At 42.4% G+C, this 19675-nt stretch carries 17 protein-coding genes; all 17 read left to right on the top strand.

Annotated elements, in window-relative coordinates:
• The first annotated feature begins 6 nt into the window (after nucleotides 1–6).
• The 17 genes from rseP (at nucleotide 7) to JV16_RS01380 (ending at nucleotide 19649) form a co-directional block, all read left to right on the top strand.
• Nucleotides 7–1263 carry an RIP metalloprotease RseP gene (gene rseP / locus JV16_RS01300; RefSeq protein ID WP_042533887.1) on the top strand — a complete coding sequence of 419 codons (1257 nt, stop codon included), beginning with the start codon at nucleotides 7–9 and terminating at the stop codon, nucleotides 1261–1263.
• Nucleotides 1264–1291: 28 nt separating this feature from the next.
• Complete coding sequence (locus JV16_RS01305; protein ID WP_042533889.1) at nucleotides 1292–2986, top strand: proline--tRNA ligase; 1695 nt, start codon at nucleotides 1292–1294, stop codon at nucleotides 2984–2986.
• Nucleotides 2987–3086: 100 nt separating this feature from the next.
• Complete coding sequence (locus JV16_RS01310; RefSeq protein ID WP_042533891.1) at nucleotides 3087–7376, top strand: PolC-type DNA polymerase III; 4290 nt, start codon at nucleotides 3087–3089, stop codon at nucleotides 7374–7376.
• A 149-nt stretch (nucleotides 7377–7525) separates the two neighbouring features.
• Complete coding sequence (gene rimP / locus JV16_RS01315; RefSeq protein ID WP_042533893.1) at nucleotides 7526–7996, top strand: ribosome maturation factor RimP; 471 nt, start codon at nucleotides 7526–7528, stop codon at nucleotides 7994–7996.
• 27 nt (nucleotides 7997–8023) lie between these two features.
• Nucleotides 8024–9127 carry a transcription termination factor NusA gene (gene nusA / locus JV16_RS01320; RefSeq protein WP_006322329.1) on the top strand — a complete coding sequence of 368 codons (1104 nt, stop codon included), beginning with the start codon at nucleotides 8024–8026 and terminating at the stop codon, nucleotides 9125–9127.
• Between the two features lies 1 nt (nucleotide 9128).
• On the top strand, nucleotides 9129–9413 hold the full coding sequence (gene rnpM, locus JV16_RS01325; RefSeq protein ID WP_009732926.1) for an RNase P modulator RnpM: 285 nt from the start codon (nucleotides 9129–9131) through the stop codon (nucleotides 9411–9413).
• Nucleotides 9403–9702 (top strand): YlxQ family RNA-binding protein, encoded by a 300-nt coding sequence (locus tag JV16_RS01330; protein WP_021094175.1) that lies wholly within the window; start codon nucleotides 9403–9405, stop codon nucleotides 9700–9702. Before rnpM ends, JV16_RS01330 begins: the two co-directional genes overlap by 11 nt.
• 18 nt (nucleotides 9703–9720) lie before the next feature.
• Nucleotides 9721–11892: a translation initiation factor IF-2 gene (infB, locus tag JV16_RS01335; protein ID WP_021094174.1), complete on the top strand. Its 2172-nt coding sequence runs from the start codon at nucleotides 9721–9723 to the stop codon at nucleotides 11890–11892.
• Nucleotides 11889–12167, top strand: coding sequence for a DUF503 domain-containing protein (locus tag JV16_RS01340; RefSeq protein ID WP_003394815.1), 279 nt, complete (start codon nucleotides 11889–11891; stop codon nucleotides 12165–12167). The genes infB and JV16_RS01340 overlap by 4 nt, the downstream gene beginning before the upstream one ends.
• A 14-nt stretch (nucleotides 12168–12181) precedes the next feature.
• Nucleotides 12182–12541, top strand: a complete 360-nt coding sequence (gene rbfA, locus JV16_RS01345) for a 30S ribosome-binding factor RbfA (protein WP_003394813.1) — start codon at nucleotides 12182–12184, stop codon at nucleotides 12539–12541.
• Between the two features lie 47 nt (nucleotides 12542–12588).
• Entirely contained in the window at nucleotides 12589–13485 is an 897-nt protein-coding gene (gene truB / locus JV16_RS01350) for a tRNA pseudouridine(55) synthase TruB (RefSeq protein ID WP_042533896.1), read from the top strand.
• 9 nt (nucleotides 13486–13494) lie between these two features.
• On the top strand, nucleotides 13495–14466 hold the full coding sequence (ribF, locus tag JV16_RS01355) for a bifunctional riboflavin kinase/FAD synthetase (RefSeq protein ID WP_042533898.1): 972 nt from the start codon (nucleotides 13495–13497) through the stop codon (nucleotides 14464–14466).
• An 82-nt stretch (nucleotides 14467–14548) separates the two neighbouring features.
• A complete protein-coding gene (gene rpsO, locus JV16_RS01360; protein ID WP_003394805.1) occupies nucleotides 14549–14818 on the top strand; it encodes a 30S ribosomal protein S15 in 270 nt (89 codons plus the stop codon).
• A gap of 109 nt (nucleotides 14819–14927) precedes the next feature.
• Nucleotides 14928–17036, top strand: a complete 2109-nt coding sequence (gene pnp, locus JV16_RS01365; protein ID WP_042533899.1) for a polyribonucleotide nucleotidyltransferase — start codon at nucleotides 14928–14930, stop codon at nucleotides 17034–17036.
• A 120-nt stretch (nucleotides 17037–17156) separates the two neighbouring features.
• Nucleotides 17157–18119, top strand: a complete 963-nt coding sequence (locus tag JV16_RS01370; protein WP_052481212.1) for a polysaccharide deacetylase family protein — start codon at nucleotides 17157–17159, stop codon at nucleotides 18117–18119.
• Nucleotides 18112–19353, top strand: a complete 1242-nt coding sequence (locus JV16_RS01375) for a M16 family metallopeptidase (RefSeq protein ID WP_042533901.1) — start codon at nucleotides 18112–18114, stop codon at nucleotides 19351–19353. The genes JV16_RS01370 and JV16_RS01375 overlap by 8 nt, the downstream gene beginning before the upstream one ends.
• A gap of 59 nt (nucleotides 19354–19412) precedes the next feature.
• Nucleotides 19413–19649 (top strand): YlmC/YmxH family sporulation protein, encoded by a 237-nt coding sequence (locus JV16_RS01380; RefSeq protein WP_042533903.1) that lies wholly within the window; start codon nucleotides 19413–19415, stop codon nucleotides 19647–19649.
• Nucleotides 19650–19675: the final 26 nt, after the last annotated feature.

Below are 19675 nucleotides of genomic sequence, written 5' to 3' on the forward strand. Positions count from 1 at the left end.
GAAACGTTGGAAACGGTTATTGCTTTTATTGTCATTTTTGGTGCGCTTGTGTTTTTTCATGAATTAGGGCACTTCATTTTCGCAAAGCGAGCAGGTATTTTATGTCGCGAATTTGCGATTGGATTCGGTCCGAAAGTGTTTTCGATGAAAAAAGGAGAAACGACATATACGATTCGTTTGCTCCCGCTTGGCGGTTTTGTGCGCATGGCCGGCGAAGATCCAGAAATGATTGACGTGAAGCGCGGTCAAGTTGTCGGCTTATTGTTTCATGAAGACGGGAAAGTGAAAAAAGTGATCGTCAATCATAAAGACGAATATCCCGATGCGAAAATCATTGAAGTAGAACGCGCTGATTTTGAACATGAGTTATATATTGAAGGATATGAAGGCGATGATGAGCGTTTACAACGCTTTGAATTAAGCGATCCTGCTTACATCGTCATCGATCGAGAAGAAGTGCAAATTGCGCCATACGATCGTCAATTTGGTTCTAAAACGCTCGGACAGCGCGCGATGGCCATTTTTGCTGGTCCGTTGATGAATTTTATTTTAGCGCTTGTCATTTTCATTCTTATCGGACTGTTGCAAGGTTATCCGGTTGATAAACCAGTGATTGGTGAATTGACAGAGGATGGTGCTGCACGTCAAGCTGGGCTACAACAAGGGGATGTCGTCATGTCGATTAATGGACAGCCGATGTCTTCTTGGACAGATGTTGTGACAATCATTCGAAAAAGCCCAGAAAAACCGCTTCAATTTCAAGTAAATCGCAACGGTCAAATCATTGATCTCACCGTCACACCAGAAAAGAAAACGATCGAAGGTGAAACGATCGGTCTCATCGGTGTGTATGGACCGATGGAAAAGTCGTTTGTCGGGGCGATAAAACAAGGAGCGTTAGAGACGTACTATTGGACAAAAGAAATCATCGTTGGATTAGGTCATTTGTTGACGGGGAAATTTTCTTTTGATATGTTGTCCGGACCTGTTGGCATTGCTGTTTCGACTCATAAAGTCGCTCAATCCGGTGTGTATTACTTAATGAAATGGGGAGCGATTTTAAGCATTAACTTAGGCATTATCAACTTGCTTCCACTTCCGGCGCTCGATGGAGGACGGTTAACGTTTTTTGCGATTGAAGCGTTGCGTGGAAAACCGATTGATCGTCAAAAAGAAGGCATTGTACACTTTATCGGTTTTGCCCTTCTTATGTTGCTTATGCTTGTTGTTACATGGAATGACATTCAAAAATTTTTCTTATAATTAAATGAAGTAAGAGGTGCTAAAAAAGATGAAACAAAGTATGTCGTTTATTCCTACATTACGTGAAGTGCCGGCAGATGCGGAAATTAAAAGCCATCAACTGCTGCTTCGTGCCGGCTTTATTCGCCAAAATGCAAGCGGAGTATATAGCTTTTTGCCACTTGGTAAGCGCGTGCTGCAAAAAATTGAAGCGATCATTCGCGAAGAAATGGAGCGTGCTGGTGCTATTGAACTGTTGATGCCAGCGCTTCAACAAGCGGAATTATGGCAAGAATCAGGTCGTTGGTATTCATACGGACCAGAATTAATGCGTTTAAAAGATCGTCACGATCGCGACTTTGCACTCGGTGCGACACATGAAGAAGTCATTACGGCGCTCGTTCGTGATGAAGTGAAATCGTATAAACGGTTACCGCTTACGCTTTATCAAATTCAAACGAAGTTTCGCGATGAAAAACGTCCGCGCTTCGGTTTGCTTCGCGGTCGCGAATTTATTATGAAAGATGCGTATTCATTCCACGCTTCACAAGAAAGTTTAGACGAAGTGTACAATAAAATGTACGAAGCATATGCGAACGTGTTCCGACGCTGCGGATTAAATTTCCGTGCCGTCATTGCGGACTCTGGTGCAATGGGTGGCAAAGATACGCATGAATTTATGGTTTTATCCGATGTTGGTGAAGACACGATCGCATATTCAGATTCGTCTGATTATGCGGCAAACATTGAAATGGCGCCGGTGATTACGACTTATGAGCGAAGTGATGAACCGCATGCACCGCTTGAGAAAGTGCATACACCAGAACAACGTTCGATTGAAGAAGTGAGCCAATTTCTTCAAGTACCAAAAGAAAAATGTATCAAGTCGCTATTATTTAAAGTAGACGATCGCTATGTCCTCGTTCTTGTGCGCGGTGATCATGAAGTCAATGATGTAAAAGTAAAAAATATATTAGAAGCAACTGTTGTAGAATTGGCAACGCCAGAAGAAACGAAGCAAGTGATGAACTGTGAGATTGGTTCACTTGGCCCGATTGGTGTTCGTGATGGTGTCCTCGTTTTAGCTGACCATGCGGTAAAAGCGGTTGTCAACGGTGTGTGTGGAGCGAATGAAGCGCACTACCATTATAAAGGGGTCAATCCAGATCGTGATTTTGCTGCGCAATATGCGGATGTGCGTTTCATTCAAGAAGGGGATCCGTCACCAGATGGAAAAGGGACGATTCGTTTTGCGCGCGGAATTGAAGTTGGACACGTATTTAAACTTGGGACTCGTTATAGCGAAGCGATGAATGCGACGTATTTAGATGAAAACGGACGTACGCAGCCGATGATTATGGGTTGTTATGGTATCGGTGTATCGCGTACGCTTGCGGCAATTGCTGAGCAATATAACGATGAGCATGGACTCATATGGCCAACTGCGGTGGCTCCTTTCCACATTCACTTAATTTCTGTAAATCCAAAAGTGGACGAGCAACGAGAGCTTGCTGATGAATGGTATGTACGTTTACAACAAGAAGGATTTGAAGTGCTGTATGACGATCGTGCCGAGCGTCCAGGAGTCAAATTTGCTGACAGCGATTTAATTGGGTTACCTGTGCGTGTGACGGTCGGAAAACGTGCAAATGAAGGAATCGTTGAAGTAAAAGTACGAAAAACAGGTGAAACAGAAGAAGTACACGTGTCGCAATTAGTCGAAACGTTGCGCCGTTACTTATAGGCAGAGAGGGGGGCCCCCCTCTTTCTGTCGTCTATCGCTCCCAAACGATGTATAAAAAAGAAAGGGAGGTGTACCGTTACATTTTTTGTAACGAACAACGATGAGAGAAGAACAAAAAGAACGATTTTCGATTTTACTACAACAGCTACAGCTTTCTTCACATATGGCAGATGACTTATTGCATGGACGGATTGAAAAAGTTGTTGTTGATAAACGAATGAAATGTTGGCACTTTTATTTTCGATTTCCTGCGATTTTACGAGCGCACGTATATGTCGAGTTTCGTAAACGACTAATCGAACAATTTCGCCATATTGCCGATGTGCAATGCACGATAGAAGTAGAAGATCAAACGTTTACTGCTGAAGATGTCGTGTCGTACTGGCCAATATTTGTTGACACGATTCAACAAACATCACCGCTTTTTTCACTACTTACACAGCAGCAACCGGAAGTAAAAGGGACGAAAGTCACTGTACAAGCGCGCAATGAAGCAGAAGCGATCGCGTTGAAAAAGCGATTTGCGGAAATGTTCGCTGCGACGTATGTTTCTTTCGGATTTCCGCACTTGCAGTTAGAAGCGAGTGTAAAACACGACGAGCAGCAGTTTGAACAATTTTTAGTGCAAAAACAAAAAGAAGATGAAGAACGAGCGTTAGCCGCGTTTATGGAAGCAATGCCGAAACAAGAAGATCCTACTGTAAGTGACACAAGCGGTCCGCTTGTGATCGGCTATCAAATTAAAGATGACGAACATATTCGTCCGCTCGATCAAATTGTAGAGGAAGAACGTCGCGTCGCTGTGCAAGGATACATTTTTGATGCTGAAGCAAAAGAACTAAAAAGCGGACGTACGTTATTGACGTTAAAAATAACGGACTATACAAATTCGATTCTTGTCAAAATGTTCTCGCGCGATAAAGAAGACGCCGAGCTTATGCAACGTGTAAAAAAAGGAATGTGGGTAAAAGTGCGCGGCAGCGTGCAAAATGACACATTCGTGCGAGATCTTGTGCTTATTGCGAACGATTTGAATGAAGTGAAACCGAATGAACGTCAAGATACAGCGGAAGAAAAACGGGTAGAATTGCACGTTCATACTCAAATGAGCCAAATGGATGCGGTCGCTTCCATTACAAAGCTTGTCGAACAAGCGAAAAAATGGGGGCATGAAGCAATTGCTGTCACGGATCATGCGGTCGTTCAATCGTTTCCGGAAGCATATAGTGCGGGAAAAAAATATGGTGTAAAAATTTTATATGGACTAGAAGCAAATATTGTCGATGACGGGGTACCAATCGCTTATAACGAGGCGCATCGACGGCTAATGGACGATACGTTTGTCGTATTTGACGTGGAAACGACAGGGCTTTCTGCTGTATATGATACAATTATTGAATTAGCAGCGGTCAAAGTAAAAAACGGGGAAATTATCGACCGTTTTGAGTCGTTTGCGAATCCGCATCACCCGCTTTCCGCAACGACAATCGAATTAACGAAAATTACAGATGACATGTTAAAAGATGCGCCAGATGTCGAAGAAGTGTTAGAAAAGTTTTATCATTGGATCGATGATTGTGTGCTCGTTGCTCATAATGCGACGTTTGACATCGGTTTTTTAAATGCAGGATTTAAAAAGATAAATCGAGGTAAAGTAACGAATCCGGTTATTGATACACTTGAACTTGCTCGCTATTTATATCCAGAGTTAAAAAACCATCGTTTAAATACGCTTTGTAAGAAATTTAATATTGAATTAACCCAGCACCATCGCGCGATTTATGACGCCGAGGCGACAGGATATTTACTTATTCATTTGGTGAAAGAACTTGATGAAAAAGGAATTCAATATCTCGACCAATTAAACGAAGCATCGAAAGAACAAGGGGCGTTCCAACGTTCCAGACCGTTTCATGCAACGTTGCTTGTACAAAATGAAGTCGGTTTAAAAAATTTATTTAAACTCGTATCGTTTTCACATGTGAACTATTTTTATCGCGTGCCACGCATCCCACGTTCCGTATTGCAACAACATCGCGAAGGCATTTTAGTTGGATCAGGTTGCGATAAAGGCGAGTTATTTGAAGCGATGATGCAAAAAGGAATTGAAGAAGCGGAGGCGATTGCACCGTTTTACGACTTTCTTGAAGTGCATCCGCCAGAAGTATATGCGCCGCTTATTGAGATGGAATACGTACGCGATGAAGCAGCACTCAAAGAAATTATTACAAACATTGTGCAACTTGGCGAACGGCTCGGCATTCCGGTTGTTGCGACTGGAAATGTGCATTACATCAATCGAGAAGATAAAATATATCGCAAAATTTTAATTCATTCACAATCTGGTGGAAATTCGTTAAATCGACACGAATTGCCAAACGTTCATTTTCGTACGACAAACGAAATGTTAGAAGCGTTTTCGTTTCTTGGTGAACAAAAAGCAAAAGAAATTGTTGTGACAAATACGAAAAAAATCGCTCATTTAATCGAAGAAGTGAAACCGATTAAAGATGAATTGTACACACCGAAAATTGAAGGAGCGGACGAAGAAATTCGTCGGATGAGCTATGAACGGGCGAAAAGTATTTATGGTGACCCGCTTCCAGACATCGTTGAAAAACGGCTAGAAAAAGAATTAAAAAGCATTATTGGTCACGGGTTTGCAGTCATTTATTTAATTTCTCATAAACTTGTAAAGAAATCGCTTGATGACGGATATCTTGTCGGTTCACGCGGCTCGGTTGGCTCATCGTTTGTCGCAACGATGACGGAGATTACGGAAGTGAACCCGCTTCCACCGCATTATGTTTGTCCGAACTGTAAACATTCCGAGTTTTTCGATGACGGTTCGGTCGGCTCAGGATTTGACCTACCGGATAAAAACTGCCCAAAATGTGGCGTGCGATACAATAAAGACGGTCACGATATTCCGTTCGAGACGTTTTTAGGGTTTAAAGGAGATAAAGTGCCAGATATCGATTTAAACTTTTCGGGTGAGTATCAACCGCAAGCGCATAACTATACGAAAGTGTTATTCGGTGAAGATAACGTATATCGTGCAGGAACGATCGGTACTGTCGCTGACAAAACGGCATACGGATTCGTCAAAGGGTATATAAACGATCACAACCTTCATGTGCGCGGGGCGGAAATTGATCGTTTAGCTGCAGGATGTACAGGAGTGAAACGAACGACAGGGCAACATCCAGGTGGGATTATTGTCGTGCCAGATTACATGGATATTTATGACTTTACACCAATTCAATATCCAGCCGACGATACGAGCGCGGAGTGGCGCACGACGCATTTTGACTTCCACTCTATTCATGATAACTTATTAAAACTTGATATTCTCGGACACGATGATCCAACGGTCATTCGGATGTTACAAGATTTAAGTGGCATTGATCCGAAGACGATACCGACAGACGATCCGGAAGTGATGAAAATTTTTAGTAGCACGGAATCGCTTGGTGTGACGCCGGAACAAATTATGTGTAACACCGGAACGCTTGGTATTCCAGAGTTCGGTACAAGATTTGTTCGTCAAATGTTAGAAGAAACAAAACCGAAAACATTTTCAGAACTTGTACAAATTTCCGGGTTATCGCACGGAACGGACGTTTGGCTCGGCAATGCACAAGAGCTCATTCAAAATGGGACATGTACGCTATCTGAAGTCATTGGATGTCGCGACGACATTATGGTGTATTTAATTTATCGTGGGTTAGAGCCGTCGTTAGCATTTAAAATTATGGAGTCCGTTCGAAAAGGAAAAGGATTAACGCCTGAGTTTGAAGAAGAAATGCGCAAACATGATGTGCCAGAATGGTACATTGAATCATGTAAAAAAATTAAATACATGTTCCCAAAAGCGCATGCTGCTGCTTACGTGCTCATGGCTGTTCGCATCGCGTACTTTAAAGTCCACCATCCGCTTCTTTATTACGCATCGTATTTTACTGTGCGTGCAGAAGATTTTGATTTAGATGCGATGATTCAAGGGTCTGCTGCGATTCGTAAACGAATTGAAGAAATTCAAGCAAAAGGGCTCGATGCGTCCCCGAAAGAAAAAAGCTTGTTGACTGTGCTTGAAATTGCCCTTGAAATGTGCGAACGAGGATTTTCGTTCAAAAATATTGATTTGTATCGTTCACAAGCAACAGAGTTTATTATTGACGGAAATTCGCTTATTCCGCCGTTTAATGCGATTCCTGGACTAGGGACAAACGTGGCTCAAAGCATTGTACGCGCACGTGAAGAAGGCGAGTTTTTATCGAAAGAAGATTTGCAACAACGCGGCAAAGTATCGAAAACGATTTTAGAATATCTCGAAAGCCGTGGGTGCTTACAGTCGCTACCGGATCACAATCAATTATCACTCTTTTGAATGAGTTGCAATTTTTTTGCCAATATGTTATAGTTCTAGTGGAAATGGTAAAGATAATGGACAAAAAGAGTGGGGAAACCCACTCTTTCGTATTGATTTGAGATTCCTTGCCAACCGCAAGGGATTTTCTTGCAGTTAGGAGGACCAACATGAAAAAAGTGACGCACATCGTTGAGGAGCTCGTTACCCCGATCGTGACAGATATGGGGTTAGAACTTGTCGACATTGAATATGCGAAAGAAGGAAAGAATTGGTTTTTGCGCGTCTTTATTGATTCACCAACTGGAATTGATATCGATCAATGCGGTGTCGTAAGCGAACGATTAAGTGAAAAGCTTGATGAAATCGATCCGATTCCGCACAATTATTTTTTAGAAGTATCGTCACCGGGAGCAGAACGTCCGCTTAAAAAGGCGAAAGATTTTGAACGCGCCGTTGGGAAAAACGTTTATGTGAAAACGTATGAGCCAATTGATGGTCAAAAAGAATTTGAAGGACTATTAACTGCATTTGATGGTCAAACGGTGACCGTAGAAGTAAAAGTCAAAACAAAGAAAAAAATGGTGACCATTCCATACGAAAAAGTAGCTAGTGCACGGCTAGCTGTCATTTTCTCTTAATTCACATTAAAGGGGGACGACCGGTTCATGAATACAGAGTTGTTGGATGCCCTAACGGCGCTCGAGCGCGATAAAGGCATTAGTAAAGAAGTGTTAATTGAAGCGATTGAGGCGGCTATTGTGTCCGCTTATAAACGCAATTTTAATCAGGCGCAAAACGTTCGCGTCGATTTTAATCAAGAGACAGGAACGATTCGCGTATTTGCTCGCAAAGAAGTAGTCGATGAAGTGTACGATTCACGCTTAGAAATTTCGCTTGATGAAGCGAAGCGAATCAATCCAAATTATCAAGTAGGCGATGTCGTTGAAATTGAAGTGACGCCGAAAAACTTCGGACGCATCGCTGCGCAAACAGCAAAGCAAGTCGTCACGCAACGCGTTCGCGAAGCAGAGCGCGGAGTCATTTATGCCGAATTTGTTGACCGAGAAGAAGATATTATGACAGGTATTGTTCAGCGGACGGATTCGAAATTTATTTACGTCAGCCTCGGCAAAATTGAGGCGTTGCTTCCGGTGAGCGAACAAATGCCGAATGAAACGTATAAGCCACATGATCGCATTAAAGTGTACATTACAAAAGTCGAAAAAACGACAAAAGGTCCACAAATTTACGTATCTCGCACGCATCCAGGTTTATTAAAGCGATTGTTTGAATTAGAAGTGCCAGAAATTTATGACGGTACGGTAGAAATTAAATCGGTCGCACGCGAAGCAGGAGATCGCTCGAAAATTTCTGTTCATTCCGATAACCCAGAAGTCGATCCGGTTGGTGCGTGTGTTGGACCTAAAGGACAACGGGTACAAGCGATCGTAAACGAGTTAAAAGGCGAAAAAATCGACATCGTTCGTTGGTCAGCGGATCCAGTTGAATTTGTCGCTAATGCGTTAAGTCCATCCAAAGTGCTTGACGTCATTGTCAACGAAGAAGAAAAGGCAACAACGGTCATCGTACCAGATTATCAACTTTCGCTTGCCATTGGGAAACGTGGGCAAAACGCTCGTTTAGCAGCGAAATTAACAAATTGGAAAATTGATATTAAAAGTCAGTCTGAAGCGGAGCAATTAGGTATTTACCCTCGTTCTTCATCATCGTTCCAAGTTGACGAAGAGGAGATTAGTGAGGTGGAATAATATGCCGAAAAAAATTCCGATGCGCAAATGTGTTGTCACAGGGGAAATGAAGCCGAAAAAAGAGCTTATTCGCATCGTTCGTTCAAAAGAAGGCGACGTATCAATTGACCCGACAGGAAAAAAGGCGGGACGCGGTGCATACATTACGCTAAGTAAAGAATGCATTTTGCTTGCGAAAAAGAAAAATACGCTTGCGCATCATTTGAAAGCGACTATTGATGATTCGATTTACGAACAGCTATTACAGCTCGCTGAGAAGGAGAATGGAGAAACAAATGAATCATAAACCGTGGGCTTCTTTTCTCGGATTAGCGAATCGGGCGCGCAAAGTTATTTCGGGAGAAGAGCTCGTTGTGAAAGAAATTCAGCGTCAGCGTGTGAAGCTTGTCATTTTATCGGAAGATGCGTCAGAAAATACGAGAAAAAAAATTTCCGATAAATGTACGTTTTATCGCGTTCCGCTTTGTTATGTAGACAATCGCTATGAATTAGGTGGAGCGATTGGCAAAGGAGCACGGGTCGTTGTAGCAATTACAGATGAAGGATTCGCACAAAAGCTAAAAACGATGCTCTAACATTTTGGGGGTGAATGTATGTCAAAAATGCGTGTATATGAATATGCCAAAAAACATAACGTGTCAAGTAAAGATGTCATCCATAAATTAAAAGAAATGAACATCGACGTATCGAACCATATGACGATGATTGAAGCGGATGTTGTCGAAAAGCTAGATCGTTCGTTCAAAAAAGAACAAAAACAAGAAACGAAAAAAGAAGAAAAGACGGTACCTGTGAAAAAACCTGTTTTAGAACAGTTTGAAGAAGATGAGGATGAAGTCATTCAAACGAAAGTGCCGATCAAAAAAGCAGTAGTAAAAAATCGCGAAGGGAAAAAACACGACTTGCAAATTCAACAAAAAGAAAAGAAAATTTTCAATAACAAAAAAAATAAAAAACAAAAACCTCAGCAAGCTCCACAACAAGAAGTGCAAAAGAAAAAAGAAAAAGAGCTTCCGAAAAAAATTACATTTGAAGGTTCTTTAACGGTCGCAGAGTTAGCAAAAAAATTAGGGAAGGAGCCTTCTGAAATTATTAAAAAGCTATTTATGCTCGGCATCATTGCAACAATTAACAAAGATTTGGACAAAGATGCGATCGAGCTCATTTGCTCTGACTACGGCGTAGAAGTAGAAGAAAAAGTGACGATTGACGAAACAGAATTTGAGACGATCGAAATTGTTGATCATCCAGAAGATTTAGTTGAACGTCCGCCTGTTGTGACGATTATGGGACACGTCGACCACGGAAAAACGACGTTGCTTGACTCAATTCGCCATACGAAAGTAACGGAACAAGAAGCTGGCGGTATTACACAGCATATCGGTGCGTATCAAGTTGTTGTAAACGGCAAAAAAATCACATTTTTAGATACACCTGGTCACGAAGCGTTTACAACGATGCGTGCACGCGGTGCGCAAGTGACAGATATCGTCATTCTCGTTGTCGCAGCAGATGACGGAGTGATGCCGCAAACGGTTGAAGCGATTAACCATGCGAAAGCGGCAAAGGTTCCAATTATTGTTGCGGTCAATAAAATCGATAAGCCAACAGCGAATCCAGATCGCGTCATGCAAGAGCTAATGGAATATGAGCTCGTTCCAGAAGAATGGGGCGGCGATACAATTTATTGTAAACTATCTGCGTTAACAGGCGAAGGGATTGACAATTTGCTTGAAATGATTTTGCTTGTGAGCGAAATGGAAGAGTTAAAAGCAAATCCAAACCGTCGTGCGACAGGAACGGTCATTGAAGCGAAGCTCGATAAAGGTCGCGGTCCGGTGGCAACTCTCCTTGTTCAATCAGGTACGTTGCGCGTTGGTGATCCGATCGTTGTCGGTTATACGTACGGACGCGTACGGGCGATGACGAATGACCTTGGGCGCCGTGTAAAAGAAGCGGGACCATCGACGCCAGTTGAAATTACTGGATTAAACGAAGTGCCGCAAGCAGGCGATCGTTTCATGGTGTTTGAAGACGAGAAAAAAGCACGTCAAATTGGCGAAGCTCGCGCACAAAAGCAAATCGTGCAACAACGAAGCGTAAAAGCGCGCGTTAGCCTAGACGACTTGTTTGAAAAAATTAAGCAAGGCGAAATGAAAGAATTAAATATTATTGTCAAAGCGGACGTACAAGGTTCCGTAGAAGCGCTCGTTGCGGCATTACAAAAAATCGAAGTCGAAGGAGTGCGCGTGAAAATTATTCACTCCGGTGTTGGTGCCGTGACGGAATACGACATTATGCTTGCATCCGCATCAAATGCGATTGTCATCGGCTTTAACGTTCGTCCAGATGCGAACGCAAAACGTGTCGCGGAAGCAGAAAAGGTCGATATTCGTCTCCATCGCATCATTTACAAAGTGATTGAAGAAATTGAAGCAGCGATGAAAGGGATGCTTGATCCAGAGTACGAAGAAAAAGTGATCGGTCAAGCGGAAGTGCGTCAAACATTTAAAGTATCAAAAGTCGGTACAATTGCAGGATGCTATGTGACAGATGGAAAAATTACGCGCGATAGTAGCGTCCGTCTCATTCGTCAAGGCATCGTCGTTTACGAAGGACAAATTGATACGTTAAAACGTTACAAAGACGATGTAAAAGAAGTCGCACAAGGGTACGAGTGTGGGATCACGATTAAAAACTTTAATGACATTAAAGAAGGCGACGTCATTGAAGCATATATGATGCAAGAAGTGGAGCGCAAATGATCGGATACGTCGAATGTGAATGCATCATTTACGACGTCCAATCATTGAAAGAAAAAAGAGCCGTGTTGCAACGCGTTGTCACACGGCTTAAACAAAAATATAATATATCAGTAGCCGAAGTAGATTATCAAAACGTATGGCAACGAACGAAGCTAGGGATTGTAGCGATTACAGCCGAGCGAACGGCGACGGAACAAGAGCTACATCGGGCGTTACAATTTATCGATTCGTTTCCAGAAATCGAACGAACGGTTACAACATTCGAGTGGTTTTAATCGAGGTGATGACAATGAGTTTGCGAGCCACACGTGTAGGCGAACAAATGAAAAAAGAATTAAGCGATATTATCGGACGCAAACTAAAAGACCCACGCATCGGTTTCGTTACCGTAACAGATGTTCGTGTAACGGGTGATTTACAACAAGCAAAAGTGTATATTTCTGTTCTTGGTGACGAAGAACAAAAGAAAAATACGCTAAAAGGGTTAGCGAAAGCAACGGGCTTTATCCGTTCAGAAATCGGTCAGCGTATTCGTTTGCGCAAGACGCCGGAAATTTACTTTGAAATTGATGAAACGATCGATTACGGTCAACGAATTGAAAGTTTAATTAAACAAATTTCCGAAGAAAAAGAACATAAAGAAGAATAATGGATAGACGTGCGTCTATCCATTTCCGCTATTTTAGAGGTGAAGCGATGGACGGAGTGTTATTGTTACATAAACCTGCAGGCATGACGTCACACGACTGCGTCATGCGCATTCGTAAGTTATTCCAAACGAAAAAAGTTGGTCATACAGGAACGCTTGATCCTGACGTAAGTGGTGTATTGCCCATTTGCATCGGCAAAGCAACAAAAATCGTTGAACTATTAACAGCGGAGAGAAAAACTTATGAAGGGGAAGTGACGTTAGGCATAGCGACGACAACAGAAGATGCATCAGGTGACATCGTTTCAGTAAAACCGATCGAACAGCCGATTTTCCGACATGACATTGAGCGAGTATTTGCTAATCTGACGGGGGACATTGAACAAGTTCCACCGATGTATTCCGCAGTAAAAGTAAATGGAAAAAAACTATATGAGTATGCACGCGCAGGTATTGACGTGGAACGGCCGAAACGAAACGTCCACATTTTTGAACTGCTCCTTCTTGATGATAGACAAGTATTTACAGGTGAAAGGATATCGTTTCGTTTTCGTGTGACATGTAGCAAAGGGACATACGTGCGTACACTCGCTGTTCAAATCGGCGAGCGACTTGGGTATCCGGCGCACATGTCATATCTTGTTCGCACAGCGTCAGGACCGTTTACACTCGATCAATGCGTGTCGTTTGCTGATATCGAACAGCATGTCGCATCTGGTACAGCGCATACGTTACTTTTACCGATTGAACGAGCGTTAGTTCATTTCCCGACGTATGTCATGAGTAAGGAAGAAGAGGAAAAAGTAAAACATGGAGCGCTTTTGCCTATTCTATCCTCTATGCCAGAGCGTCTGTTAATGGTTAATGAACAAGGTGAAGCGTTAGCGATTTATATGCCTCATCCGACAAAGCAAAGCTATATGAAACCTTTAAAAGTATTGTAGGTGAAAACGATGAAAACCATTTGGCTGTCCCATCCGTTCAACAAAAAAAATGATGAACCACTTGTTATGGCGCTCGGTTATTTTGACGGCGTTCATCTTGGACATCAAAAAGTCATTCAAACGGCAAAACAAATCGCTGATCAATATGGATACAAAAGCGCGGTCATGACGTTCCATCCGCATCCGTCGGTCGTGCTCGGACGCTCACAACAACATGTTCGATTTATTACACCATTAAAAGAAAAAGAAAAACAAATTGCAAAACTTGGCGTTGATTATTTATACGTTGTTGAATTTACGCCTGAATTTGCTTATTTGTTGCCGCAACAATTTGTTGACGAATACATCATTGGACTCGGTGTAAAGCATGTCGTGGCAGGCTTTGATTTTACGTACGGCCGCTTAGGAAAAGGGACGATGGAAACATTGCCGTTTCATTCTCGTGAACAATTTACGCAAACGGTCATTCCAAAACAGACGTTTGGGGAAGAAAAAATTAGCTCCACATATATTCGGAAGCGATTAGCTGAAGGGGACGTTGAACAGTTACCTCATTTACTCGGAAGATGGTATGAAGTAACAGGCACAGTCATTCATGGGGATAAACGGGGACGGACGATCGGATTTCCAACAGCAAACGTTGCGCTTGACGATGACTATATGATCCCGCGCATTGGTGTATATGCTGTCACGGTAACGATAGACGACAACACGTGGACGGGAGTATGCAACGTCGGGTATAAGCCGACATTCCACGCCCAACAACAAAAAGATCCGTCGATCGAAGTGCATTTGTTTGACTTTTCATCAGACATTTACGGTGCACATGTATGTATTCAATGGCATAAACGATTGCGTGATGAACGAGCATTTTCTTCCGTTGACGAGCTCGTTGAACAAATTCATCGTGATGCTCAAGCGGCGCGTGAATATTTTCAAAATCCCCTTGCATTTTATCGGAAAAACATGTATTCTATTTAATGTATGTTAACCATTGCTGGGCAAAACGAGTCACCGCCGTTTGCTTGGTAACTGGGGTTGAAAAAAGAGGAGGTGAACAAGGATGGCATTAACACAAGAGCGTAAAAACGAGATCATCAACCAGTTCAAAATTCACGAAACTGACACAGGTTCTCCAGAAGTACAAGTTGCTATCCTTACAGAGCAAATTAACAACTTGAACGAACATTTACGTGTTCATCGTAAAGACCATCATTCTCGTCGTGGTCTTTTGAAAATGGTTGGTCGTCGTCGTAACTTACTTACGTATTTACGTAACAAAGACATCAACCGTTATCGTGAATTGATTAACAAACTCGGATTACGCCGATAAGTAAAAAGCGGGAGCATTCCCGCTTTTTATTAGTATTTGCGCCGATATTTGCTTATACTAAAACAAATATGATTTTTTATTTGTACATAGAGAGGGGTACTCGGTTTATATGGAACAAGAAAAACATGTGTTTTCGATCGACTGGGCAGGTCGGCCGTTGACCGTTGAAATTGGCGAATTAGCCAAACAAGCAAACGGCGCTGTATTAGTGCGATACGGTGATACGGTCGTATTAAGTACAGCGACAGCATCGAAAGAACCAAAAAGCGTTGACTTTTTCCCACTAACAGTCAATTACGAAGAACGTTTATACGCTGTTGGTAAAATTCCAGGGGGATTCATTAAACGTGAAGGGCGTCCAAGTGAAAAAGCTATTTTAGCTAGTCGTCTCATCGACCGTCCGATTCGGCCATTATTTGCTGAAGGATTCCGAAACGAAGTGCAAGTTGTCAGCATGGTGATGAGCGTTGATCAAGACTGCTCACCAGAAATGGCGGCGATGTTTGGCTCTTCGCTTGCGTTAACGATTTCTGATATCCCATTTGAAGGGCCGATCGCAGGGGTAACAGTTGGCCGTGTGAACGGTGAATTTGTGATTAACCCGTCTGTCGCACAAATGGAACAAAGCGATATGCATCTTGTCGTTGCCGGAACGAAAGATGCGATTAATATGGTTGAAGCAGGGGCGAATGAAGTACCAGAAGAAGTTATGCTTGAAGCGATTATGTTTGGGCATGAAGAAATTAAGCGGCTTATCGCATTCCAAGAAGACATTGCCGCAAAAGTTGGTAAAGAGAAGATGGAAGTCGTTCTGTATGAACTCGATGCCCAGCTTGAAGCGGACATTCGTGCTCGCGTAGAAGGAGAAGTGAAACGTGCGGTTCAAGTCCCTGAAAAATTAGCGCGCGAAGCAGCCATTGAACAATTAAAAGCAGAAGTTGTAGCGGCGTACGAACAACAAGAAGCAGATGAAGAAACAATAAAGCAAGTAAAAGAAATTTTACATAAACTTGTTAAAGAAGAAGTGCGTCGCTTAATTACGGAAGAAAAAGTGCGTCCAGACGGACGAAAAGTAGATGAAATTCGTCCGCTTTCATCAGCGGTTGGACTTTTACCACGCACGCACGGATCAGGCTTGTTTACACGAGGACAAACACAAGCGCTTAGCGTATGCACACTCGGTGCACTTGGTGATGTACAAATTTTAGATGGACTTGGTATCGAAGAAACAAAACGGTTTATGCATCATTACAACTTCCCGCCATTTTCAGTCGGAGAAACGGGAGCGATGCGCGGACCAGGACGTCGCGAAATCGGTCACGGAGCGCTTGGCGAACGCGCGCTTGAACCGGTTATTCCATCTGAAAAAGAGTTTCCATATACGATTCGCCTCGTATCAGAAGTGTTAGAATCAAACGGTTCGACATCTCAAGCGAGCATTTGTGCGAGCACATTGGCGATGATGGATGCGGGTGTGCCGATTAAAGCGCCAGTGGCTGGTATTGCGATGGGGCTTGTGAAAAGCGGCGAAAACTATACAATTTTAACAGATATTCAAGGCATGGAAGATCATCTCGGTGATATGGACTTTAAAGTAGCGGGGACAGAAAAAGGAGTCACTGCTTTACAGATGGATATTAAAATTAAAGGTTTATCGCGTGAAATTTTAGAAGAAGCGTTGCAACAAGCGCGCAAAGGTCGCCTTGAAATTTTAAAACATATGATGCAAACGATTAGCGAACCGCGCAAAGAGCTATCTAAATATGCACCGAAAATTTTAACGATGCAAATTAATCCGGATAAAATTCGTGACGTCATCGGTCCGAGCGGAAAACAAATTAACAAAATTATTGAAGAAACTGGCGTAAAAATTGATATTGAACAAGACGGAACGATCTTCATTTCATCTGTAAACGAAGATATGAATCAAAAGGCGAAAAAGATCATTGAAGATATCGTTCGTGAAGTAGAAGTTGGACAAGTGTACTTAGGAAAAGTGAAACGAATTGAAAAATTTGGTGCATTTGTCGAATTGTTTAGCGGAAAAGACGGTCTCGTACACATTTCAGAATTGGCGGAGGAACGTGTCGGAAAAGTGGAAGATGTCGTTTCTATCGGCGATGAAATTTTAGTGAAAGTAACGGAAATCGATAAACAAGGCCGTGTAAATTTATCGCGAAAAGCGGTATTGCGCGATCAAAAAGAAGCCGAGCAATAAAAACGGAGCCTTGGGTTCACATCCCCTTGGCTTCTTTGCTGTGTGTAAATTTTTTTTGCGCCCGTTCTACCTTGTCCGTCTTGCACATACCCTCTTTATTAGAAAAGGAGGGGACGAAGCATGCGGCGAGCGCTCTTTTTAATTATCATCATATGTATGGCGGCGATCATCGTGCAAAATCCGTGGACGACGACGTATATCCACGAATTACGGCATATGACAGCAGCGAAACAAAGCGATCCGTTATACATTCAAATTATGGAACGGGCAAAACAATACAATATTCCTGCACAAAATGCAAAAGTCGATCGCGTTTGGAAGGCGATTCCTGGCTACAACGGATTAGAAGTAGACGTTGAGGCATCATATAAACAAATGAAACAGAACGGAACATTTTCCGAACAACAGCTTGTATACAAACAAGTATCACCGACCATTCACTTGCATGATTTGCCTCCGTCACCGATTTATCGGGGACATCCAGATAAACCGATAGTCTCTTTTTTAATTAATGTCGCATGGGGAAGCGAACATATCCCAAACATGTTACATATTCTTGAAAAATACAACGTTCGCGCGACATTTTTTTTAGAAGGTCGCTGGGTAAAACAACATCCCCAACTCGCGAAAATGATTGCAGACGCCGGTCATGAAATTGGCAATCATTCATACAATCACCCAGATTTAAAAATGATGAGTAAACAAGCGATTCGTGAACAAATTGTCAAAACAAACGATGCCATTGAAGCAGCGACAGGAGTGAAACCTCGCTTATTCGCTCCGCCAAGCGGTAGCTATCGCGACGATGTCGTATATATCGCTCATGAGCTCGGGATGTACACAATTTTATGGACGGTCGATACAATTGATTGGCAAAAACCGTCCCCGTCTGTTATAGTGGAACGAGTAACGTCTAAAGTTCATAATGGGGCGATGATTTTAATGCATCCAACCGTATCGACGGTACAGGCGTTAGAGCCGTTAATTCAATCATTACAAAAACGAGAATATGTCATTGACAATGTGTCCACATTATTAAGCGAGGAAAGAATTGTAAAAAGTAGGAGGAAGGGACTTGATTAAAACATATACATGTCAAAATGGGGTAAGAGTTGTACTTGAGCACATTCCAACTGTTCGATCTGTGGCGATCGGAATTTGGATCGGTACAGGATCACGCAATGAAAACGAACGAAATAACGGCATTTCACACTTCCTTGAGCATATGTTTTTCAAAGGAACAAAGACGCGTACAGCGCGGGAGATTGCAGAATCGTTTGATCGCATCGGCGGTCAAGTGAACGCGTTTACGTCGAAAGAGTATACGTGCTATTACGCAAAAGTATTAGATACGCATGCATCATTTGCGTTAGATATATTGGCGGACATGTTTTTCCATTCAACGTTTGTAGATGAGGAATTACAAAAAGAAAAAAATGTCGTATTTGAAGAAATTAAAATGTATGAAGATACACCCGATGATCTCGTTCATGACTTACTGAGCAAAGCAAGTTATGGCAATCATCCGCTCGGTTATCCGATTTTAGGAACGGAGGACACGTTAGCGACATTTACAGGTGAGACGTTGCGACAATATATGCATGAAACGTATACGCCAGATCGAGTTGTCATCTCAGTTGCGGGTAATGTTGACGATTCGTTTATTCAACAAGTAGAAGCTTATTTCGGATCATTTACAAGACAAAAAGGTGACGATGCGCATATCACACCAACGTTTTATTCAAATAAAATCGCGCGCAAAAAAGATACAGAGCAAGCGCACGTATGTATCGGATTTAACGGATTGCCAATTGGTCATGAAGATGTGTATAGCTTAATTATTTTAAACAACATTTTAGGCGGAAGCATGAGCAGTCGCCTTTTCCAAGAAGTACGTGAGCAACGTGGATTAGCTTATTCCATTTTCTCTTACCACTCTGCATATCGCGACGGAGGAATGGTAACGATTTACGGAGGCACAGGAAGCCAACAGCTCGATCTTCTATTCGATACGATTCAACAAACGATCGAACAATTAAAACAAGATGGCATTACTGAAAAAGAGCTAGAAAATAGCAAGGAACAAATGAAAGGGAACTTAATGTTAAGTTTAGAAAGCACAAATAGCCGCATGAGCCGAAACGGAAAAAATGAGTTGTTGTTAGGTCGTCATCGCTCGCTTGATGAAATCATTGAAAGCATCGATCGCGTGACGAAGGAAAGCGTTGATCGGATGGCGCAAACGATTTTTACAGACGACTTCTCCGTTGCCCTTATCAGTCCAGAAGGAATATTGCCAAAAAGCCTGCAGCAATAAACTTGCAGGCATTTTTTTATGCCTTGTTTTCTACAATGATAAAGAAAGGGGGGCAACATGTGCGACTAAGTGAACTGAGCGGAAAAGAAATTGTCGATATGAAAAGGGCAGAGCGGCTCGGCATTTTAGGACAGACCGATTTAGAAATTAATGAGCGAACAGGGCAAATTCAAGCGCTCCTTATTCCAACAACAAAATGGTTTGGCTTTCGGAAAGAAGGGACAGATATACGTGTACCGTGGAGCCGCGTAAAAAAAATTGGCTCTGATATGATTTTAATTGATATTGATGACTAGACACCTCAAGCGGGTGTCTTTTTTCA

Source organism: Anoxybacillus ayderensis (assembly GCF_000833605.1).
Lineage (GTDB): Bacteria > Bacillota > Bacilli > Bacillales > Anoxybacillaceae > Anoxybacillus > Anoxybacillus ayderensis.